This is a genomic window from Allorhizobium sp. NPDC080224 (assembly GCF_050281005.1).
Lineage (GTDB): Bacteria > Pseudomonadota > Alphaproteobacteria > Rhizobiales > Rhizobiaceae > Allorhizobium.
Genome location: NZ_JBNNWJ010000001.1, coordinates 3,251,059 through 3,271,753 on the forward strand (window position 1 = coordinate 3,251,059; position 20,695 = coordinate 3,271,753).

Consider the following 20,695-nt stretch of genomic DNA (forward strand, 5'->3'; position numbering starts at 1 on the left):
ACAACGCCAGGCGGACCGATGATCAAGACTCCCCACAAAGTCGACCTTCCCCTTCCCAAGCGCGGAGTTTCCGATCCGGACGCCCTGGCCGCCGAGATCATGGACAAGCTGACCTACAGCATCGGCAAGGATGCCAAGGTGGCAACGCCGCATGACTGGCTGACCGCAACCATCCTCGTGGTGCGTGACCGCATCATCGACACGTGGATGGAATCCACCCGCACCACCTACATGAACAACGGCAAGCGGGTTTATTACCTATCGCTCGAATTCCTGATCGGCCGCCTCCTGCGCGACGCCATGTCGAACCTCGGCCTGATCGATGACATCCGCGAGGCGCTTGAATCCCTCTCGGTCGAATTCGATGTCATCGCGGGCCTCGAGCCCGACGCGGCACTCGGCAATGGCGGCCTCGGTCGTCTTGCCGCCTGCTTCATGGAGAGTATGGCGACCGTCAACATCCCGGCCTATGGCTATGGCATCCGCTACGTGCACGGTCTCTTCCGCCAGCAAATGGCGGAGGGCTGGCAGGTGGAACTGCCGGAAAGCTGGCTCGCCCACGGCAACCCCTGGGAATTCGAGCGGCGCGAAAGCTCCTACGAAGTCGGCTTTGGTGGCACAGTCGAAACCGTTGATGGTCCGGATGGCGAGCCGCGTTACGTCTGGAAGCAGGGCGAGCGCGTCATCGCCACCGCCTATGACACACCAGCCGTCGGCTGGCGCGGCGAACGCGTCAACACGCTGCGCCTCTGGTCGGCCCAGCCGATCGACCCGATCTTGCTCGACGCCTTCAATGCCGGCGACCATATCGGCGCGCTGCGCGAGAGCAACAAGGCGGAATCCCTGACCCGCGTCCTCTATCCGGCCGACGCCACGCCCGCCGGTCAGGAACTGCGCCTGCGCCAAGAATTCTTCTTCTGTTCGGCCTCGCTGCAGGACATAGTTCGCCGTCACCTGCAGCAGGGCAATACGCTCGCCCAGTTGCCGGATAAGGTGGCAATCCAGCTTAATGACACCCACCCGGCCGTCTCCGTTGCCGAACTGATGCGCCTGCTGGTCGATGTGCACGGTGTGGCCTTCGACGAGGCCTGGGAGATATCGTCCAAGACCTTCTCGTACACCAACCACACACTGCTTCCGGAAGCGCTGGAAAGCTGGCCGGTGCCGCTGTTCGAGCGTCTCCTGCCGCGCCACATGCAGCTCGTCTACGCAATCAACGCCAAGGTCCTGCTCGACGCCCGCAAGAAGCGCGGCTTCAACGACCACGAGATCCGCCAGATCTCGCTGATCGACGAAAGCGGTGATCGCCGCGTGCGCATGGGCAACCTCGCCTTCATGGGCTCTCACTCGATCAACGGCGTCTCCGCGCTGCACACGGAGCTGATGAAGGAAACGGTCTTCTCCGATCTTCACAAGCTCTATCCGACGCGCATCAACAACAAGACCAACGGCATCACCCCACGCCGCTGGCTGATGCAATGCAATCCGGACCTGACAGACCTCATCAAGGAAGCGATCGGGCCGGAATTCCTCGACGACGCGACGAAGCTTAAAGGTCTCGACGCCTTCGCCGACGATCCGGCCTTCCAGCAGAAGTTCGCGGCGGTGAAGTTCGCCAACAAGCAAAAGCTCGCGAGCCTCGTGGCCAGCCGCATGGGCATCAAGCTCGATCCGCATGCGATGTTCGACATCCAGATCAAGCGTATCCACGAATACAAGCGCCAGCTTCTGAACATCATCGAGACCGTCGCCCTCTTCGACCAGATCCGGTCTCATCCGGAACGCGACTGGGTCCCGCGCGTCAAACTCTTCGCCGGCAAGGCAGCGCCCAGCTACCACAACGCCAAGCTGATCATCAAACTGGCGAACGACGTCGCCCGCGTTATCAACACCGACCCCTCGGTCCGCGGTCTGCTGAAGGTCGTTTTCATTCCCAACTACAACGTATCTCTCGCCGAAGTCATGGTGCCCGCTGCCGACCTTTCCGAACAGATTTCCACCGCCGGCATGGAAGCGTCTGGAACCGGGAACATGAAGTTCGCGTTGAACGGTGCATTGACCATTGGAACGCTCGACGGCGCCAATGTCGAAATGCGCGATCATGTGGGCGAGGAGAACATCGTGATTTTTGGAATGACCGCCGACGAGGTGGGTCGCGTGCGGGCCGAGGGACACAATCCCCGCGCCGCGATCGATGCCTCGCGCGAACTGCAGCAGGCGCTTTCGTCGATCGCCTCGGGTGTCTTTTCGCCTGACGATCGCGACCGCTATGCCGATCTGATGCAGGGCATTTACCAGCACGACTGGTTCATGGTTGCCGCCGATTTCGACGCCTATGCCAAAGCGCAGCGCGACGTGGATGACATCTGGACCGACAAATCCGCTTGGTATTCCAAGACCATCCGCAACACGGCGCGTATGGGTTGGTTCTCATCGGACCGTACCATCCGGCAGTACAACGCGGATATCTGGAGAGCTTGATGGCAAAATCACCGAAGAGGAGCGGTGACGTAGCGAAGCCGGACACACCGTCGGCAGCAGAAATCGAAGCGATCATTCATGGGACGCATGGCGACCCCTTTGCCTTTCTCGGCGTGCATGAGGCAGGTGCTGGCCATGTTGCCCGCTGCTTCATCCCCGGCGCTGAAACCGTCATTGCCCATAATCTCGCCGGAGAGCCGATCGGCGAACTGGTCCGGCATCACGATGCCGGCTTCTTTTCCGGCCCTGTAAAGCTCGATGGCGTGCTGCCGGTGCGCTATCGCGCTACCCGCGGCGATGCCGAATGGACCGTCACCGATCCCTACAGCTTCTGGCCGATCCTCGGGCCGATGGACGATTACTTCATCAAGGAAGGATCGCACCTGCGCCTTTTCGACAAGATGGGCGCCCACCCGATCAAGCATCAGGGTGTCGACGGCTTCCACTTCGCCGTCTGGGCCCCCAATGCCCGCCGCGTCTCCGTCGTCGGCGACTTCAACGACTGGGACGGCCGTCTGCATGTCATGCGCCTGCGCCGTGACACGGGCATTTGGGAAATCTTCGCCCCCGATGTCCGGGCCGGCGCCACCTACAAGTTCGAGATCGTCGGACCGCATGGCGAGCTTCAGCCACTGAAGGCCGACCCCTTTGCCCGCCGCGCAGAGATGCGGCCGAAAAACGCCTCGGTGACGACGCCAGAGCTCGAACAGGATTGGGACGACGAAGCCCATCGCAAGCACTGGGCAAGCATCGATCAGCGCCGCCAGCCGATTTCAATCTACGAGGTCCATGCCGGATCCTGGCAGCGCCGCGATGACGGCTCCATGCTGTCCTGGGACGAGATGGCCGCAAGGCTGATCCCCTACTGCGTCGACATGGGCTTTACCCATATCGAATTCATGCCGGTCACCGAGCACCCTTACGACCCGTCTTGGGGCTACCAGACGACAGGCCTTTACGCCCCGAGCGCCCGCTTCGGCGAGCCGGAGGGTTTTGCCCGTTTCGTCAACGGCTGCCACAAGGTCGGCCTCGGCGTCATCCTCGACTGGGTGCCGGCGCACTTCCCGACCGATGCGCACGGGCTTCGCCATTTCGACGGCACCGCGCTCTATGAACATGCCGACCCGCGCCAGGGCTTCCACCCGGACTGGAACACCGCGATCTACAATTTCGGTCGCCAGGAGGTTTTGTCCTACCTGATCAACAACGCGCTCTACTGGGCGGAGAAATTCCACCTCGACGGTCTGCGTGTCGATGCCGTCGCCTCCATGCTGTACCTCGATTACTCCCGCAAGGAAGGCGAGTGGATCCCCAACGAGTATGGTGGACGCGAGAACCTGGAGGCGGTTCGCTTCCTCCAGCAGATGAACCACCATGTCTATGGCAGCCATCCCGGCATCATGACCATCGCCGAGGAGAGCACCTCCTGGCCCAAGGTCTCGCAGCCCGTCCATGAAGGTGGCCTCGGCTTCGGCTTCAAGTGGAACATGGGCTTCATGCATGACACGCTGAGCTATTTTGCCCGTGATCCGATCTACAGGAAGTACCATCACCAGGAACTGACCTTCGGCCTGCTCTATGCCTTCTCGGAAAACTTCGTTCTGCCGATCAGCCACGACGAAGTGGTGCACGGCAAGGGTTCTATGATTGCCAAGATGCCGGGCGACGACTGGCAGAAATTCGCCAATCTCCGCGCCTATTACGGCTACATGTGGGGCCATCCCGGCAAGAAGCTGCTGTTCATGGGCCAGGAGTTCGCGCAGTGGGGCGAGTGGTCGGAGGCCCGTTCCCTCGATTGGAACCTGCTCGACTATGCCCCACACGAGGGCATGCGCCGACTGATCCGCGACCTGAACTTCACCTACCGCTCGAAGCCTGCGCTGCACGCTCGTGACTGCGAGGGCGAAGGCTTCGAATGGATCAATGCCGATGACCAGGAGAATTCGGTGCTCGCCTGGCTGCGCAAGGCGCCCGGCGAAAAGCCGGTGGCCGTCATTTGCAACCTGACGCCAACCTATCACGAACGATACGAATTGAACTTGCCTGCGGCCGGCCGTTGGCGTGAGATACTGAATACCGATGCCGAAATCTATGGTGGCAGCGGCAAGGGCAATGGTGGCCGCGTGGAGGCGCATGCCACGGGAAGCGGATGGGCAAAAGCAGGGCTGACCCTGCCGCCGCTGGCCGTGATCATGCTGGAACTGGAACAGTAAGGGGAGGAAAGAAATGAGCGAAAAAACGGCACGAAGCCTGTCGCGTGATGCCATGGCCTATGTTCTGGCCGGCGGCCGCGGCAGCCGCCTGAAGGAGTTGACGGACCGGCGCGCCAAGCCCGCCGTCTATTTCGGCGGCAAGGCGCGCATCATCGACTTTGCTCTCTCCAACGCCCTGAACTCCGGCATCCGCCGTATCGGCGTGGCCACGCAGTACAAGGCGCATTCGCTCATCCGCCACCTGCAACTCGGCTGGAACTTCTTCCGCCCCGAGCGCAACGAGAGCTTCGACATCCTCCCGGCCTCGCAGCGCGTGTCCGAGACGCAGTGGTATGAAGGCACCGCCGACGCCGTCTACCAGAACGCCGACATCATCGAATCCTACGCGCCGGAATACATGGTCATCCTCGCCGGCGACCACATCTACAAGATGGATTACGAGCTGATGCTGCGCCAGCACGTCACCTCTGGCGCAGATGTGACCATCGGCTGCCTGGAAGTGCCGCGCATGGAAGCAACCGGCTTCGGCGTCATGCATGTCGATGCGACCGACCGGATCATCGACTTCGTCGAGAAGCCCGCCGATCCGCCAGGCATTCCCGGCAACGAAGACCACGCGCTTGCCTCCATGGGCATCTATGTCTTCCACACCAAGTTCCTGATGGAACTCCTGCGCCGCGACGCCGCAGACCCGGACTCCAGCCGCGATTTCGGCAAGGACATCATCCCCTATGTGGTGAAGAGCGGCAAAGCGGTCGCCCACCGTTTTGCCCAGTCCTGCGTCCGCTCGGACTTCGAGCGCGAGCCCTACTGGCGCGACGTCGGCACCATCGACGCCTATTGGCAGGCGAATATCGACCTGACCGACATCGTTCCCGAGCTCGACCTCTACGACAAGTCCTGGCCGATCTGGACCTATTCCGAGATCACGCCACCCGCCAAGTTCGTGCATGACGACGAAGGCCGCCGTGGCTCGGCGATTTCCTCGCTGGTCTCCGGGGACTGCATCATCTCGGGGTCGGCGCTCTACAAGAGCCTGCTCTTCACCGGTGTCCGCGCCAATTCCTATTCCCGTCTCGAAGGCGCCGTCGTCCTGCCCAAGGTGCAGATCGGCCGTCATGCGCGTCTCACAAATGTCGTGATAGACCATGGCGTGGTGATCCCTGAGGGGCTGATCGTCGGCGAGGATCCGGAAATGGATGCCAAGCGCTTCCGCCGCAGCGAAAACGGGATCTGCCTCATCACGCAGTCGATGATCGACAAACTGGGTTAGCCGCATCCATGAAGGTCCTTTCGGTCGCCTCCGAACTCTATCCGCTGATCAAGACCGGAGGCCTCGCCGACGTCGCGGGCGCTTTGCCGATCGCGCTCGCCGCCCATGGCGTCGAGACGAAGACGCTGATCCCCGGCTATCCAGCCGTAATGAAGGCGGTGAAGAAGCCGAAGAAGGTCCACGAATTCGAGGATATCCTCGATGAAAGGGTCACACTTCTTGAGGTGAGGCACGAGGGCCTCGATCTTCTGATCCTCGACTGCCCGCCGCTCTATGAACGGTCAGGCGGCCCCTATCTGGACACACAGGGACGGGACTATCCCGACAACTGGAAGCGCTTCGCCGTTCTCTCCAAGGTGGGCGCCGAGATCGCGGCGGGCGTTCTGCCGAGCTTCAAACCGGAGCTCGTGCATGTGCATGATTGGCAGGGAGCTCTGGCTCCCGTCTACATGCGCTATGCCGAGGCGCCTGAGATTCCGAGCCTGATCACGATCCACAACATCGCCTTCCAAGGGCAATTCGGCGCGACACTCTTCCCCTACCTCGGCCTGCCGGGACATGCCTGGCACGAAGCGCTCGAATATTACGGCACGATCAGCTACCTGAAGAGCGGTCTTCTGACCGCCCATGCGCTATCCACCGTCAGCCCCTCTTATGCAGAGGAAATCCTGACGCCGGAATTCGGCATGGGTCTCGACGGCGTCATCGCCAGTCGTGCCGCTGACCTCTACGGCATCGTCAACGGCATCGATGCCGATGTCTGGGACCCTTCCACGGACCCTTTGTTGAGCAGCAAGTATTCGGGCACCGCCCTGAAGAAGCGAGCCGGCAACCGCGCGGCCATGGTCGAGCGCTTCGCCTTCGATGGAGACGATGGGCCAATCTTTTGCGTCATCTCGCGCCTCACCTGGCAGAAGGGGCTGGACCTGCTGCCTGACGTCATCGACGAGATCGTCAATGCCGGCGGCAGGCTCGCAATCCTCGGCTCCGGCGAAAGCGGGATCGAGGCGGCGCTCCAGGCTGCCGCTGCCCATCATCGCGGCCGCGTCAGCATGGTTCTCGGCTATGACGAAGGACTGTCGCATGTCATGCAGGCCGGTTCCGACATCATCCTCGTGCCCTCGCGCTTCGAACCTTGCGGCCTGACCCAGCTCTACGCCCTTCGCTATGGCTGTGTTCCACTTGTCGCGCGCACCGGCGGCCTTGCTGATACCATTATCGACGCCAATGAAGCGGCCTTGGCTGCCGGTGTTGCGACCGGCGTTCAGTTTACGCCGGTGACCGTTGATGCACTCCGCCGCGCCATCCGCCGCACGCTTCGGCTTTACAGTGACCATCGTCTCTGGTCGCAAATGCAGAAGCAAGGCATGAAATCCGACGTCTCCTGGAACAGGAGCGGCGCGACCTATGCCGACCTTTATCAACGCCTCGTCTCGAAAGGCCTGTAATCGATGATCTCGACCGTCTCCACGAAACCCTATGCGGATCAGAAGCCCGGCACGTCGGGACTGCGCAAGAAGGTTCCGGTCTTCCAGCAGGAAAACTATGCGGAGAACTTCATCCAGGCGATCTTCGACAGCCTGGAGGGCTTCAAAGGCCAGACGCTGGTGATCGGCGGCGACGGCCGCTACTACAACCGCGAAGTCATCCAGGTCGCTCTGAAAATGGCCGCCGCCAATGGCTTCGGCAAGGTCATGGTTGGCAAGGGGGGCATTCTGTCGACGCCGGCCGCCTCGCATGTCATCCGCAAATACCATGCCTTCGGTGGCATCGTGCTCTCGGCCAGCCACAATCCGGGCGGACCGACCGAGGACTTCGGTATCAAATACAATATCGGCAATGGCGGCCCGGCACCGGAGAAGACCACCGACGCGATCTTTGCCCGCACCCGTAACATCGACAGTTACAAGATTGCCGATGTAGCCGACATTGACCTCGACACAACAGGCAGCTTCGATCTCGCCGGCATGACCGTCGAGGTCATCGACCCGGTCGCCGACTATGCCGACCTGATGGAAACCCTCTTCGATTTCCCCGCGATCCGCGCGCTGATCGCAGGCGGCTTCCGCGTCGTGATAGATTCGATGAGCGCCGTCACCGGCCCCTATGCGGTCGAAATCCTTGAGAAGCGCCTCGGCGCAGCGGCAGGATCCGTGCGCAACGAAGTCCCCCTGCCCGACTTCGGCCACCACCATCCCGACCCGAACCTCGTCCACGCCAAGACCCTCTACGACGACGTCATGAGTGACGACGGCCCGGACTTCGGTGCGGCTTCCGATGGCGACGGCGACCGCAACATGGTGGTCGGCAAGGGGATGTTCGTCACTCCCTCCGACAGCCTCGCGATGATCGCCGCCAACGCCACCTGCGCCCCCGGCTACAGACAAGGCATTGCCGGGATCGCCCGCTCGATGCCGACAAGTGCTGCCGCCGACCGCGTCGCCGAAAAACTTGGCATCGGCATGTATGAGACCCCGACCGGCTGGAAGTTTTTTGGCAACCTGATGGATGCCGGCAAAGTCACTGTCTGCGGCGAGGAAAGCTTCGGCACGGGCTCCGACCATGTGCGCGAAAAAGACGGCCTCTGGGCCGTGCTCTTCTGGCTCAACATCGTGGCCGCCCGCAAGCAGAGCGTGAAGCAGATCGTGGAAAGCCACTGGGCCGAATACGGCCGCAACTACTATTCCCGCCACGACTACGAAGGCGTTGATACAGAGAACGCCAACGCGCTGGTCGCAGCCCTCCGCGCCAAACTCGACAGCCTGCCCGGCAGCAAGATCAACGGCCTCACAGTAACGGCTGCCGACGACTTCGCCTATCACGACCCGATCGACCACTCCGTCTCGAAGAACCAGGGCATCCGCATCCTCTTCGAAGGCGGCAGCCGCATTGTCTTCCGCCTCTCCGGCACCGGCACCTCGGGCGCGACCTTGCGCCTCTATGTCGAACGCTACGAGCCCGACGCCAGCCGCCACGGCATCGAGACGCAGGCGGCTCTGGCCGATCTGATCGCGGCAGCAGAAGAGGTGGCGGAGATCAAGCGCTATACGGGCATGAACGAGCCGACGGTCATCACCTGATAGCAGAAGTCCTTCGAGAGAATTTTGAGCCCCCGGCCTGCAAAGGTTGGGGGTTTTCGTATTTGGCCTATCAACGCATTGACTCACCCAATATATCCACTATTCTGGAATTATGGATGAAAAAACGACGATCGCGGCGCTTGCCGCCTTGGCCCAGCCGACCCGGCTACAGACCTTCCGCCTGCTGGTGGCGCATGAGCCTGATGGCATACCAGCCGGCGAACTCGCCCGCCTGATCGGCGTGCCGCAAAACACCATGTCGGCGCATCTGTCGACACTGTCCCAGGCCGGCCTCGTTTCAGGCGAGCGCCAAAGCCGCTCGATCATCTACCGCGCCGATCTCGATCGCTTCCGCGCTGTCGCGCTTTACCTTCTCAAGGATTGCTGTGGCGGCAACGCCAGCCTCTGCCAGCCGCTGATCGACGATCTCGCCTGCTGTTCCCCTACCCTCGAAATCACCCGCCCTAACTGAGAGACCTGTCATGTCCGACAAGATCTACAATGTTCTTTTCCTCTGCACCGGCAACTCCGCCCGTTCAATCATCGCCGAAGCGATCCTGAACCGGCTCGGCCAGGGCAAGTTCAAGGCCTATTCCGCCGGCTCCCAGCCGAAGGGTGAAGTTCACCCCTACACGCTGCAACTGCTGAAGGGCATGAACTACGATACGAGCTTCGCGCGTTCGAAGAACTGGGACGAGTTCGCAGTACCCGGCTCGCCGCAGCTCGATTTCGTTTTCACCGTCTGCGACAATGCCGCCGCCGAAGCCTGCCCCGTCTGGCCCGGCCAGCCGATGACCGCCCATTGGGGCGTGCCGGATCCGGCTGCAGCTGAAGGCACGGATTCCGAAAAGCACTTCGCCTTTGCGGAGGCCTACCGGATGCTCAATCACCGTATTTCCATTTTCGTCAGCCTGCCGATGACGAGCCTCGACAAGCTCTCGCTGCAGAAGCGCCTGGCCGAGATCGGCGCGACCGCCGATGCTGCCAATCCCGAGGTCGCCTGATCCATGTCCACATTTGAACGCTACCTGACCCTCTGGGTCGCGCTCGCCATTGCCGCCGGCATCGCGCTCGGGTCGGTATTCCCCGGCCTCTTTCAGCTCATCGGCTCGGCCGAGATCGCCAAGGTCAATCTGCCGGTCGCCGTCCTCATCTGGCTGATGATCATTCCCATGTTGATGAAGATCGACTTCGCCGCCATCCGCGAAGTGGGGACCCATTGGCGCGGCATGAGCGTCACGCTTTTTGCCAACTGGGCAGTCAAGCCCTTCTCCATGGCAGTTCTTGGCTGGATCTTCATCGGCTGGCTGTTTGCGCCCTTCCTGCCCAGCGATCAGATCGACAGCTACATCGCGGGTCTCATCCTGCTGGGAGCCGCGCCTTGCACCGCCATGGTCTTCGTCTGGTCGAACCTCACCCGCGGTGATGCGCCGTTCACCCTGACCCAGGTCGCACTCAACGATGCCGTCATGGTGCTGGCCTTCGCGCCGATCGTCGCCATCCTGCTCGGTGTCTCCTCGATCATCGTCCCCTGGGATACGCTTCTGATCTCGGTCGCGCTCTTCATCGTCGTGCCGGTCATCGTGGCACAATTGCTGCGCCGAGCACTCGGCAGCGGCGATGGTCGCGCCCTGCAACGCTTCCAGGACCAGATACAGCCGCTCTCGATCGGCGCCCTGCTCCTGACTGTCGTCCTGCTCTTCGCTTTCCAGGGCAACCAGATCCTCGCCCAACCGATCGTGATCGCCATCCTCGCCGTGCCGATCTTCCTGCAGACAGTCTTCATCTTCGGCTTCGCCTATATGGCAAACCGCATGACCGGCGAAGCCCATTGCATCGCCGGCCCCTCCGCCCTGATCGGCGCCTCCAACTTCTTCGAGCTCGCGGTCGCCACAGCCATCAGCCTCTTCGGCTTCAATTCGGGCGCCGCCTTGGCCACCGTCGTCGGCGTCTTGATCGAAGTGCCCGTGATGCTGGCACTGGTCGCCGTCGTCAATCGCAGCAAGGGTTGGTACGAGGCCGGCCATGCCGTCACCGCCAGATCCGCCAATCAAGCAAAGGCCTGAAATTTCATGAACGTCACCATTTATCACAACCCGGCTTGCGGCACCTCGCGCAACACGCTGGATCTGATCCGCCATGCCGGCATCGAGCCTGATGTCATCGAATATCTGAAGACCCCGCCGAGCAAGGAAGCCCTGGCGAAGATGATCGCCGACTCCGGCCTGTCCGTGCGCCAGGCAATCCGCGAAAAGGGTACGCCCTATGAGGAACTCGGCCTCGCCGATCCCGCGCTCTCGGACGACCAGCTGCTCGACGCCATGATCGCGACGCCGATCCTGATCAACCGCCCGCTCGTCGTCACCGACATGGGCACCCGCCTCTGCCGCCCGTCCGAGCTGGTGCTCGACATCTTGGCTCCAGACGCCTTCAGCTCCGCCTTCGTCAAGGAAGACGGCGAGGCCGTGCTCGATGCGGAGGGCAGGCGCATTGTCTGATATGAAAAATGACCTGCCCGCCGCCGACCTCGATCACCTGCGCATGCCGGATCTGGAGGCACTGCGCCGCCCCTTCTCGACCCACAAGCCGCGGATCCTGATCCTTTACGGCTCACTGCGGCAGGTTTCCTTCAGTCGCCTTCTGGCGATGGAGGCCAAGCGCCTGCTCGAACATTTCGGCGCAGAAGTGAAGGTATTCGACCCTTCCGGCCTGCCGCTCCCCGACGACGCACCGGTGAGCCATCCAAAGGTGCAGGAACTGCGCGACCTCTCCGAATGGTCGGAAGGCCAGGTATGGGTGAGCCCAGAGCGCCACGGCACGCTGACCGGCATCATGAAAGCGCAGATCGACTGGATTCCCTTGTCCGTCGGCGCCGTCCGCCCGACCCAGGGCAAGACGCTCGCTGTCATGCAGGTCTCCGGCGGCTCGCAGTCGTTCAACGCCGTCAATGCCATGCGCCTGCTCGGCCGCTGGATGCGGATGATCACCATCCCCAACCAGTCCTCGGTGGCCAAAGCATATCAGGAGTTTGACGGCGATGGTCGGATGAAGCCCTCGGCCTACTACGAACGCGTCGTCGATGTCTGCGAGGAACTGGTGAAGTTCACGCTTCTCACCCGCGACATCTCGGACTACCTCACCGATCGCTACAGCGAACGCAAGGAAGCGGCTGTGAAAGCGGTGAACCTCAAGGCCATGTGAGCGCAGTGGCTCTGGCCGAAGATCGCTCGCCTGCTATTGTTCCATCAGGCGAGCGAATCAACCCGACCACGAGGCGAGACATGACGGATGCGATGCTCGGAGCCATCATCGGCAAGACCGGTGCCGATTTCCGTCTTTGGTCGCATCATGCAAGCCTCGTAGAGCTCTGCCTCTTCGATGAGCGAGGAGAGACCGAGCTGGCCCGCTTCTCGATGGCGCGTGGCGAAGGCGACGTGCATCATGCCTTCGTGGAGGGTTTGAAGGAAGGCGCTCGCTATGGCTTCCGCATCCATGGCCCCTATGATCCGTCTCAAGGCCATTGGTACGATCCATCCAAGCTGCTGGTCGATCCTTATGCCACCGAGCTGGACCGCCCCTTCGTCTACGATATCAGGCTCGGACGGTTCGGGGTCGATACCGCCGCCCTGATGCCGAAGGCAATCCTGAAGGCCCACAAGCCGCTGAAGCCCATGATGCCGCTCGGCGAGCGCACCGGCTTCATCTACGAGGTCAACGTCAAGGCACTCACCATGCTGCATCCGGAGGTGCCGGACGCTCAACGCGGCACGCTCTCCGCCCTCGCCCATCCCACCATCCTCGCCCATCTCAAGCGCATCGGCGTCGACATGGTCGAACTGATGCCGATCACCGCCTGGATCGACGAACGGCATTTGCCCCCGCTCGGCCTCACCAACAGCTGGGGCTACAACCCCGTCGCGATGATGGCGCTCGATCCGCGCCTCGTGCCCGGCGGCGTGAAGGAGCTGCGCGAGACGGTCGCAGCGCTTCATGCGGAAGGCATCGGCGTCATCCTCGACCTCGTCTTCAACCACACCGGCGAAAGCGATGTGCATGGCACCACGCTCTCGCTACGCGGCATCGACAACCGCTCGCTGTTCCGCCATGTGGCCGATGATCCGGGTACGCTGGTCAACGACACCGGCTGCGGCAACACGCTCGCCTGCGACCATCCCTTCGTCCGTCAACTGATCGTCGATACGCTCCGCCACTTCGTCCTGTCAGCCGGTATCGACGGTTTCCGCTTCGACCTCGCACCGATCATGGGACGGCACTGGGACGGCTTCCATCAGGACGCACCTACTCTCAGGGCCATCCTCGAGGACGAAGTGCTGGAGGATCGCATCCTGATCGCCGAACCCTGGGACATCGGGCTCGGCGGGTACCAGCTCGGCCGCTTCCCGCCCGCCTTCCTCGAATGGAACGACCGCGCCCGCGACACCTTCCGCCGCCACTGGCGCGGCGACGCCTGGACGACAGGCGACCTTGCAACGGCGCTCGCCGGCTCCGCCGATCTCTTCGCCCATGACGGCCACGGCCAGACCCGCAGCGTCAATTTCATCGCCGCCCATGACGGCTTTTCGCTCTACGACCTCGTGTCCTTTGAGCACAAACACAACGAGGCGAATGGCGAGCAAAACCGCGACGGCCACAACGAGAACCATTCCTGGAACAACGGCGTCGAGGGCGAAACCTCCGACAAGGTGATCCTGAAAAAGCGCCGGCAGGATGTCGAAGCCCTGCTCTCGACGCTGTTTGCCAGCCGGGGTGCCGTCATGCTGACGGCGGGCGACGAGTTCGGCCGCACGCAACGCGGCAACAACAATGCCTATTGCCAGGACAATGCGCTCACCTGGCTCGACTGGTCTGGGGCGGACGAGGAACTGATCGAAACGACCGCCCGGCTTGCCGCCATGCGCCAGCGCTTCTCCTGCTTCATGGACACCAGTGTCCTGACCGGTGCCGGCGATGTCAGCTGGCTGAACACTGACGGTCTGCCCATGACAGTCGCCGACTGGGAAACACCCGATCTCGGCGCCTTCGCCATGGTCCTTGCCTCCATCGATCGAGAGACGGGTAAGGACTGCAATGTAGCCGTGCTCTTCAACCGATCGACCGAACCGAAAGACTTCGCGCTCCCATCGTCACACGACAAGCGCAAATGGCGCCGCCTGGAGACAGGGCGCAGCGCCGCCAAGCTGACGGTGAAGGCCCGCAGTGTCGATTTCTGGGTCGAAGCCTGAGTTTTTCCCCAGCAGTGACTTTAGCCTCTTCCTCATGACATCAAGCGGCTGTAGCCTGCGGGAATTATTGAAGGATCAGGTATTTTCATGCCGCAAGAGATTTCGCTGAAGGACGTGCCGGGCCTCGTTGGAACCGTGGTGGGCGTGTCGGACTGGATCACCGTCGATCAAACCATGATCGACGCCTTCGCCGGTGCCACCATGGACCACCAGTTCATCCACACCGACCCGGTGCGCGCCGCCGCCGAAACGCCCTTCGGCGGCACCATTGCCCATGGCTTCCTGACGCTCTCGCTCTTGTCAGCGATGAACTACAACTGCCTGCCGAAGATTCGCGAGCAGACCATGGGCATAAACTACGGCTTCGAGAAAGTCCGCTTCATGTCACCCGTCCGCACCGGCAAGCGCATTCGCGGCTCCTTCAAGCTCGCCGAAGCCCGCTTCCGCGGCGCGGGCATGCTGATGAACACCTATGATGTGACCGTCGAGATCGAGGATGAGCGAAAACCGGCTCTCACCGCCGACTGGATCACCATTTCCCAGTTCGACCCGAAGGATCGCCCGGAAGGCGTCTGACACGAAAGGCGCCTCAGACCATGAGCGACGACCGGGCAGACCAGATCCGCCAGAGTTTCCGCCGCCAGACGAAAGCCTGCGCCGATCTCGGCTCCCCCTTCACTGCCCGCCTCTGCACGCTGACGGCAGAACGGCTGACAGACGAGACCCGTGTTGGTGCGACCATCCTCGGCTGGCCCGGCAATCCTGACGGCACGAGCGACGCGCTGGCGCTCCGGTTGGCCGGCACGCTGCATGCCCTGGTCCGATCCGGCCAGGATCAGGCCTTGTCAGCCGTCTATCCGCCAAATGCCGTCGACGACGACACGCTCTGGGCCGCCGTGGAAGCCGCCTTGCGCCGCGACGAAGCCTTCATGCTGGAGCGCCTGAGGTCGGCACCGCAGACCAACGAGGTGCGCCGCTCCTCCGCCCTGCTCCCCGGCTTCCTGACCATCGCATCGTTGACGGGCAAACCGCTGATCCTCTCGGAAGTCGGCGCAAGCGCCGGGCTGAACCTGCAATGGGACTGCTACATCTACCAACTGGGAGACTTCCGCTGGGGCAAAGCCTCCGCCGTCGAACTCGCCCCACGCTGGGAAAGCCCGCCGCCGCCAAACGCTGCAGTCCAGATCACCGAACGCGCCGGCTGCGACCTCAACCCGCTCGACCCATCTTCAGAAGACGACCGCCTGCGGCTCTTCTCCTACATCTGGGCCGATCAGCAGGACCGCCTCGACCGCACGGCAGCAGCGCTTGCCATGGCCACCGAAAGCGGTATGAAGGTCGAAAAGGCCGACGCCATCGACTGGCTGCACAAGCGCCTGGTAACGCCGCGTCCGGGCATGACCCACGTGATCTACCACACCATCGCCTGGCAATATCTGCCGCCGGCGCTGAAGGCCGAGGGTGAAGCGCTGATCGCCGATGCGGGTGCCCGCGCGACGGAAGCCGCACCGCTGGCCCGACTGCAGCTGGAGGCCGATGGCAAGCCGGAGGGTGCGGCACTCCTGCTGACGCTGTGGCCGGCGGGCGAAACCCGCGAGATCGGCCGGGCGGATTTTCATGGGCGCTGGGTGAAATGGGTGGGGTGGGAAGGTTCAGCCGTCTGAAATGAGTTGGCCAACGGAGTTGTGCCGCTAATGGCGATCGATACGCCATCCTCATGGATCATACAGAACTCTTTGGCTGATCGGTTTTGCCCCTTGATGAACCTGCGAGCCCCAGAAAGACAAGAACTGCCTGATTGAGCCGCAGGATATCGGCGTCATCCAACCGTCCGACCCTTTTTCCTATCTTGGATTTCGGCACTGTCGTAATCTTGTCCACCATGAGCCGGCACGGTGAATGCAGTCCATTGCGCTCATTCGGCTCCACCGGCAGGCGAAAAAGCGGCGCGTCGGTTTCATCCGTGGTAAAGGCGCAAATGGTGATGGAATCCGTGGCGTCAAACACCTCATCCTGAACCACGACTACGGGGCGAGGTTTTCCCGCATAGTCCTTGCCGCCCGAGACAGTCCAGATGTCGCCGCGTCTCAAGCGTCATCACCATCTTCGAAGTCGATGTCGGAGACAGCATCGATAAAAGCCTGATCGCTCACTGCATCAGCGCTCGTTGCAACGGCAAGTGACTGACGGTGCGCTTCCGCCTTGAATGACGCGGCACGGACATCCGGTACCCAGATCTGGATCGGGCGCAAACCTTGCGCCCGCAGGCGCGCGCGATGCTCGCTCACCTTCACGCGGGACGGCTTGGGTTTGGCGATAGAGGACATGACGGGTTCCATCTGCTTCGCATCATTGGTTTCACAACCTTAATCTAGTTACATGTAACCTATCATGGACCGACTGAGATTGCGAGCCTTTGCGATGCAGAGTGCAGAGGAGAAAGGAGGCTTTTGCAACCCTGACCAGACAGGGTGTCGTGTCTCATAAAAAAGGCCGGGTCACCCCGGCCTCCTCAAAACCCTTGAAACACCCCGCCCCTCAGAGCGAAGCATCCTCCGCGCCCTCGGCGAGCATGCCAAACGCATATTCCGCAAAGGACCGCCAGCATTCGACCCGGAACGTCTCCTCCTCGACACGATAGAGAATGATCTCGATCTTGCCGAAGACGGTGCGCGTCACCGCCCCCACAGGGAAGGCGGCTAGCGACAGGTCGAGCGGGCAGGCCGCGTTGAGAGTGTCGGCAGCGGCAGGTCCCGAGACGATGATCGCGGTGTTGCGGTGGGAGATGTCGGTCGCCGAATGAACGACGCCGGAGGCGGCGCAGTCGGCCATCAGCTCTGCGCCCTTCTCGTCGATCAGGAACCATTCGTCCGGACCGATCCAGAAGGCCGTGCGGCCCTTGGCCGAGACGGACGTCTTCGGCTTTGTCGGAAGCGTCAGACCGAGCGCCTTGGAGAGGCCCGCGACGGCATCGGCGCCCGCGCGCAGCGAGACGCGGGTGGCGGGAAGCGCCGGGGTGAGGCGCACCTTGGCGCTGCCGCCATGGAAGCCGGCGAGAACGGTTTTGCGCTCTGCAACAGACATATCAGCCATGGATGCGGCCTCCTTCCTTGTCAAAGAATACCATGTCGGTGACCTCAACCGCGATGGTCTTGTCCTTCATCGGCACGTAAAGCGTCTCGCCCATCCGGGCGCGGCCACCGGCCACCATGGCAATCGCAATCGAGCGACCCAGGTTTTCCGACCAGTAGGACGAGGTCACGTGACCCAGCATGGTCATCGGCTTCGGCTGGTTCGGGTTGGCGACGATCTGGGCGCCCTCTTCCAGCACTTCGTTCGGATCCTTGGTGAAGATGCCGACGAGCTGCTTGCGGCCTTCCTTGACAAGGTCCGGACGCTTCATGCCGCGAATACCGACAAAGTCGGTCTTCTTCTTCGACACCGCCCAGGAGAGGCCGGCATCGTCAGCCGTCAGGGTGCCGTCGGTGTCCTGTCCGACGATGATGTAACCCTTCTCAGCGCGCAGCACGTGCATGGTCTCGGTGCCGTAGAGGCAAGCACCAAGTGATTGAGCACGCTCCCAGATCTGGCGGAAGACATCAGCGCCGAAATCGGCGGGAACATTGACTTCGAAGCCAAGCTCGCCGGTGAACGACACGCGGAAGAGGCGCGTCGGCACGCCGCAGAACTTGCCTTCGGCCACGCTCATATGCGGGAAGGCTTCGTTGGAGATATCGATGCCCTCGACGAAAGGCGCGATGATGTCGCGCGCCTTCGGACCCTGGACGGCAATGACCGCCCATTGTTCCGTGGTCGAGGTGAGCCAGACCTTCAGATGCGGGAATTCCGTCTGCAGATAGTCTTCCATGTGGTGCATGACGCGCGGCGCGCCGCCCGTCGTGGTGGTCACATGGAAGCGATCCTCGGCCAGACGTCCAACGACGCCATCGTCATAGATGAAGCCGTCTTCGCGGGTCATGATGCCGTAACGCGCCTTGCCGGGCTTCAGCGTGTCCCAGGCATTGGTGTACATGAGGTTCAGGAACGCGGCGGCATCGGGACCCACGACCTCGATCTTGCCGAGGGTCGAGGCGTTGAACACGCCGGCGACGTCGCGCACCGTCTTGCATTCGCGGTTGACGGCGGCATGCATGTCCTCGCCCGCCGTGGGATAGTACCAGGCGCGCTTCCAGTTGCCGACATCTTCATACACGGCGCCCTGGGAGACCTCATAGGCATGCATCGGCGTCTTGCGCACGGGATCAAACAGCGCATCGCGGGAGTGGTTGATCAGCGTGCCGAAGGTCACAGGCGTATAGGGCGCGCGGAAGGTGGTGAGACCGACCTGCGGGATCTCCTTGCCCAGCACTTCCGCCGCGATGGCAAGGCCGTGCATGTTGGAGAGCTTGCCCTGGTCAGACGCCATGCCGTTGGTCGTGAAGCGTTTGATATGCTCGATCGAATGCATGCCCTCGCGCACGGCGAGCCTGATATCCTTGGCGCAGACATCATGCTGGAAGTCGACGAAAGCCTTCACGTTGTCCTCGCGGCCAGCGCCTTCGGCAGCGCCGATCATGCCGCCGGTCCAGGCGTATGCATTGGCGCCGGACAGCGAGATGGCTGGCGTCTCGGTTGCACCCGCAGCCTTGGCCGAGGAGAGACCGGCAGAAGTTGCCTCGTCGAGCAGCGCCTGCAGGTCGTCGGTGCCATTGCAGCCACCCACGCAGATGCAGTCCTGGGCATAGACATCCGGCAGGAAGCGCTGGTTGGCAGCATCGAACTTCAGCTTGCCACGCGACTGCGAGAACATGTGTACCGAGGGCGTCCAGCCGGCGCACATCAGGAGCGCATCGACCTCGATCTTGCGGCTCGCACCACCGCCATTGCGGCGAACGGTGATCGAGCGGACGCGAAGGCGACCTGATGTGTCGACCACGCCATGGCCCGTCAGTACCTCGATGCCGAGCGCGCGCGCTTCCGCCAGCACCTTGTCACCCGGCTTCTCGCGCGCATCGACGATGACAGGCACCGAGACGCCTGCCTTCTTCAGATCGATCGCGGCCTCATAAGCCGAGTCATGCGCCGTGTAGACGCCGACCTTGGCACCGACGGCCACGCCGAAATGGTTGAGATAGGTGCGGCCCGCCGCTGCCAGCATGATGCCCGGGCGATCATTATTGGCGAACACCATATGGCGTTCGATCGCACCGCTGGCGATGATCACGCGCTTCGCACGCACCTGCCACAGACGCTCGCGCGGCTGGTTCTTGGCGGGCTTGGCGACGTGATCGGTGACGCGTTCAACCAGCGCCACGTAATTGTGGTTGTGATAGCCGAAGGCCGTCGTGCGGGAGAGCACGGTGACGTTCGACATGCCCTTGAGCTTGGCGACGGTCGCTTGCGCCCAGTCCCAGCCGCTCTGGCCGTCGACGGTCGCACCGGTGTCGAAGTGGAAGGCACCGCCCATTTCCGGCTGCTCGTCAACGATCATCACGCGCACACCCGTCTGGGCGGCAGCCAGCGCAGACGCCAGACCGGCAGCACCGCCACCGATGACAAGCACGTCGCAATGGGCATAACGGTTGGCGTAATGATCCGGATCGGCTTCCTTCGGCGCATGGCCGAGACCAGCCGCACGACGGATGAAGGGCTCATAGATCTGATGCCAGGCGGCCTTCGGCCACATGAAGGTCTTGTAGTAGAAGCCGGCAGCGAAGAAGGGCGACAGCAGATTGTTGACCTCGCCGATATCGAGGGACAGCGACGGCCAGCGATTCTGCGTCTCGATCTTCATCCCGTCGAAGACTTCCTGCACGGTCGCCCGCACATTCGGCTGGCGGCGGGCAGCGTCACGCGAGACGTCAAGCAGCGCATTGGGCTCTTCCGGACCTGCGGTCAGGATGCCGCGCGGACGGTGATACTTGAACGAGCGACCGGCGAGATGCATGCCGTTGGCGATCATGGCAGACGCCACGGTGTCACCCTCGTAAGCGGTCAGCGTGCGGCCATCGATGGTGAAGCGGGCGGTCAGCGCCGGCGTCAGGCGGCCCTTGCCGGGAATACGATTGGCAGCGCTCATGCCTTTTCTCCCTTCGATGCAGACGGGGCAACCAGTGTTGCAGGATCGGGCATGGGCTCACCGGCCTTGTAGGTCAGCAGGATCTTGTCGGAGATCGTGTCGCGGGCCGCGTTGAAGAAGCGTCCGCAGCCATGGATATGGCGCCAGCGTTCGAAGATCAGTCCCTTCGGATTGTCGCGCAGGAAGAAGTAGTCGGCGAATTCCTCGTCGGTGATCGAGGCGATGTTTTCCGGGCGCGCGATATGCGCTTCACCGGCGGCGCGAAACTCGAGCTCGGCACGCTCTTCTTCGCAATAGGGGCATTTGATGACCAGCATGTTGGACGA

The 20,695-nt window shown here is 62.4% G+C and carries 18 protein-coding genes; 13 read left to right on the plus strand and 5 right to left on the minus strand.

The annotated features are described in order from the left end of the window. Positions 1-18: 18 nt before the first annotated feature. The 13 genes from ACQKP1_RS16050 to ACQKP1_RS16110 all read left to right on the plus strand — a co-directional run bounded on the left by ACQKP1_RS16050 (position 19) and on the right by ACQKP1_RS16110 (position 15,954). The gene (locus ACQKP1_RS16050) at positions 19-2,481 is read left to right on the plus strand and encodes a glycogen/starch/alpha-glucan phosphorylase (RefSeq protein WP_427276021.1); all 2,463 of its coding nucleotides are present in this window, start codon (positions 19-21) and stop codon (positions 2,479-2,481) included. Continuing rightward, positions 2,481-4,694 carry a 1,4-alpha-glucan branching protein GlgB gene (gene glgB / locus ACQKP1_RS16055; protein ID WP_427276022.1) on the plus strand — a complete coding sequence of 738 codons (2,214 nt, stop codon included), beginning with the start codon at positions 2,481-2,483 and terminating at the stop codon, positions 4,692-4,694. Before ACQKP1_RS16050 ends, glgB begins: the two co-directional genes overlap by 1 nt. Positions 4,695-4,707: 13 nt before the next feature. Continuing rightward, complete coding sequence (glgC, locus tag ACQKP1_RS16060; protein ID WP_203017562.1) at positions 4,708-5,967, plus strand: glucose-1-phosphate adenylyltransferase; 1,260 nt, start codon at positions 4,708-4,710, stop codon at positions 5,965-5,967. Positions 5,968-5,975: 8 nt separating this feature from the next. Continuing rightward, the gene (glgA, locus tag ACQKP1_RS16065) at positions 5,976-7,415 is read left to right on the plus strand and encodes a glycogen synthase GlgA (RefSeq protein ID WP_427276023.1); all 1,440 of its coding nucleotides are present in this window, start codon (positions 5,976-5,978) and stop codon (positions 7,413-7,415) included. 3 nt (positions 7,416-7,418) lie between these two features. After that, positions 7,419-9,047, plus strand: coding sequence for an alpha-D-glucose phosphate-specific phosphoglucomutase (locus ACQKP1_RS16070; protein ID WP_427276024.1), 1,629 nt, complete (start codon positions 7,419-7,421; stop codon positions 9,045-9,047). Positions 9,048-9,159: 112 nt separating this feature from the next. Next, the gene (locus tag ACQKP1_RS16075) at positions 9,160-9,519 is read left to right on the plus strand and encodes an ArsR/SmtB family transcription factor (RefSeq protein ID WP_203017567.1); all 360 of its coding nucleotides are present in this window, start codon (positions 9,160-9,162) and stop codon (positions 9,517-9,519) included. Positions 9,520-9,529: 10 nt separating this feature from the next. Further along, a complete protein-coding gene (locus tag ACQKP1_RS16080; RefSeq protein WP_427276025.1) occupies positions 9,530-10,051 on the plus strand; it encodes an arsenate reductase ArsC in 522 nt (173 codons plus the stop codon). A 3-nt stretch (positions 10,052-10,054) separates the two neighbouring features. After that, the gene (gene arsB, locus ACQKP1_RS16085) at positions 10,055-11,113 is read left to right on the plus strand and encodes an ACR3 family arsenite efflux transporter (protein WP_427276026.1); all 1,059 of its coding nucleotides are present in this window, start codon (positions 10,055-10,057) and stop codon (positions 11,111-11,113) included. A gap of 6 nt (positions 11,114-11,119) precedes the next feature. Beyond that, a complete protein-coding gene (arsC, locus tag ACQKP1_RS16090) occupies positions 11,120-11,545 on the plus strand; it encodes an arsenate reductase (glutaredoxin) (RefSeq protein ID WP_427276027.1) in 426 nt (141 codons plus the stop codon). Continuing rightward, the gene (arsH, locus tag ACQKP1_RS16095) at positions 11,520-12,248 is read left to right on the plus strand and encodes an arsenical resistance protein ArsH (RefSeq protein WP_427276028.1); all 729 of its coding nucleotides are present in this window, start codon (positions 11,520-11,522) and stop codon (positions 12,246-12,248) included. The genes arsC and arsH overlap by 26 nt, the downstream gene beginning before the upstream one ends. An 80-nt stretch (positions 12,249-12,328) precedes the next feature. After that, positions 12,329-14,290, plus strand: coding sequence for a glycogen debranching protein GlgX (glgX, locus tag ACQKP1_RS16100; protein WP_427276029.1), 1,962 nt, complete (start codon positions 12,329-12,331; stop codon positions 14,288-14,290). A gap of 87 nt (positions 14,291-14,377) precedes the next feature. Further along, entirely contained in the window at positions 14,378-14,866 is a 489-nt protein-coding gene (locus ACQKP1_RS16105) for a MaoC family dehydratase (protein ID WP_203017584.1), read from the plus strand. Between the two features lie 20 nt (positions 14,867-14,886). After that, entirely contained in the window at positions 14,887-15,954 is a 1,068-nt protein-coding gene (locus tag ACQKP1_RS16110) for a DUF2332 domain-containing protein (RefSeq protein ID WP_427276030.1), read from the plus strand. Between the two features lie 58 nt (positions 15,955-16,012). On the opposite strand, the gene ACQKP1_RS16115 is transcribed toward ACQKP1_RS16110, so the two are convergent. From ACQKP1_RS16115 to ACQKP1_RS16135, 5 genes are all read right to left on the minus strand, one after another. Continuing rightward, on the minus strand, positions 16,013-16,381 hold the full coding sequence (locus ACQKP1_RS16115) for a type II toxin-antitoxin system PemK/MazF family toxin (RefSeq protein WP_203017586.1): 369 nt from the start codon (positions 16,379-16,381) through the stop codon (positions 16,013-16,015). Then, positions 16,378-16,617 carry an antitoxin MazE family protein gene (locus ACQKP1_RS16120; protein WP_203017587.1) on the minus strand — a complete coding sequence of 80 codons (240 nt, stop codon included), beginning with the start codon at positions 16,615-16,617 and terminating at the stop codon, positions 16,378-16,380. Before ACQKP1_RS16120 ends, ACQKP1_RS16115 begins: the two co-directional genes overlap by 4 nt. 211 nt (positions 16,618-16,828) lie before the next feature. Beyond that, the gene (locus ACQKP1_RS16125) at positions 16,829-17,383 is read right to left on the minus strand and encodes a sarcosine oxidase subunit gamma (RefSeq protein ID WP_427276031.1); all 555 of its coding nucleotides are present in this window, start codon (positions 17,381-17,383) and stop codon (positions 16,829-16,831) included. Continuing rightward, on the minus strand, positions 17,376-20,369 hold the full coding sequence (locus tag ACQKP1_RS16130) for a sarcosine oxidase subunit alpha (RefSeq protein ID WP_427276032.1): 2,994 nt from the start codon (positions 20,367-20,369) through the stop codon (positions 17,376-17,378). Before ACQKP1_RS16130 ends, ACQKP1_RS16125 begins: the two co-directional genes overlap by 8 nt. Further along, a complete protein-coding gene (locus ACQKP1_RS16135) occupies positions 20,366-20,686 on the minus strand; it encodes a sarcosine oxidase subunit delta (protein WP_054148190.1) in 321 nt (106 codons plus the stop codon). The genes ACQKP1_RS16130 and ACQKP1_RS16135 overlap by 4 nt, the downstream gene beginning before the upstream one ends. Positions 20,687-20,695: the final 9 nt, after the last annotated feature.

Excerpts from the sequence above, each read along its gene's own strand:
- ACQKP1_RS16050 (WP_427276021.1), top strand. The coding sequence starts at position 19 with ATGATCAAGACTCCCCACAAAGTCGACCTTCCCCTTCCCAAGCGCGGA.
- glgB (WP_427276022.1), top strand. The coding sequence starts at position 2,481 with ATGGCAAAATCACCGAAGAGGAGCGGTGACGTAGCGAAGCCGGACACA.
- glgC (WP_203017562.1), top strand. The coding sequence starts at position 4,708 with ATGAGCGAAAAAACGGCACGAAGCCTGTCGCGTGATGCCATGGCCTAT.
- glgA (WP_427276023.1), top strand. The coding sequence starts at position 5,976 with ATGAAGGTCCTTTCGGTCGCCTCCGAACTCTATCCGCTGATCAAGACC.
- ACQKP1_RS16070 (WP_427276024.1), top strand. The coding sequence starts at position 7,419 with ATGATCTCGACCGTCTCCACGAAACCCTATGCGGATCAGAAGCCCGGC.
- ACQKP1_RS16075 (WP_203017567.1), top strand. The coding sequence starts at position 9,160 with ATGGATGAAAAAACGACGATCGCGGCGCTTGCCGCCTTGGCCCAGCCG.
- ACQKP1_RS16080 (WP_427276025.1), top strand. The coding sequence starts at position 9,530 with ATGTCCGACAAGATCTACAATGTTCTTTTCCTCTGCACCGGCAACTCC.
- arsB (WP_427276026.1), top strand. The coding sequence starts at position 10,055 with ATGTCCACATTTGAACGCTACCTGACCCTCTGGGTCGCGCTCGCCATT.
- arsC (WP_427276027.1), top strand. The coding sequence starts at position 11,120 with ATGAACGTCACCATTTATCACAACCCGGCTTGCGGCACCTCGCGCAAC.
- arsH (WP_427276028.1), top strand. The coding sequence starts at position 11,520 with ATGCGGAGGGCAGGCGCATTGTCTGATATGAAAAATGACCTGCCCGCC.
- glgX (WP_427276029.1), top strand. The coding sequence starts at position 12,329 with ATGACGGATGCGATGCTCGGAGCCATCATCGGCAAGACCGGTGCCGAT.
- ACQKP1_RS16105 (WP_203017584.1), top strand. The coding sequence starts at position 14,378 with ATGCCGCAAGAGATTTCGCTGAAGGACGTGCCGGGCCTCGTTGGAACC.
- ACQKP1_RS16110 (WP_427276030.1), top strand. The coding sequence starts at position 14,887 with ATGAGCGACGACCGGGCAGACCAGATCCGCCAGAGTTTCCGCCGCCAG.
- ACQKP1_RS16120 (WP_203017587.1), bottom strand. The coding sequence starts at position 16,617 with ATGTCCTCTATCGCCAAACCCAAGCCGTCCCGCGTGAAGGTGAGCGAG.
- ACQKP1_RS16125 (WP_427276031.1), bottom strand. The coding sequence starts at position 17,383 with ATGGCTGATATGTCTGTTGCAGAGCGCAAAACCGTTCTCGCCGGCTTC.
- ACQKP1_RS16130 (WP_427276032.1), bottom strand. The coding sequence starts at position 20,369 with ATGAGCGCTGCCAATCGTATTCCCGGCAAGGGCCGCCTGACGCCGGCG.
- ACQKP1_RS16135 (WP_054148190.1), bottom strand. The coding sequence starts at position 20,686 with ATGCTGGTCATCAAATGCCCCTATTGCGAAGAAGAGCGTGCCGAGCTC.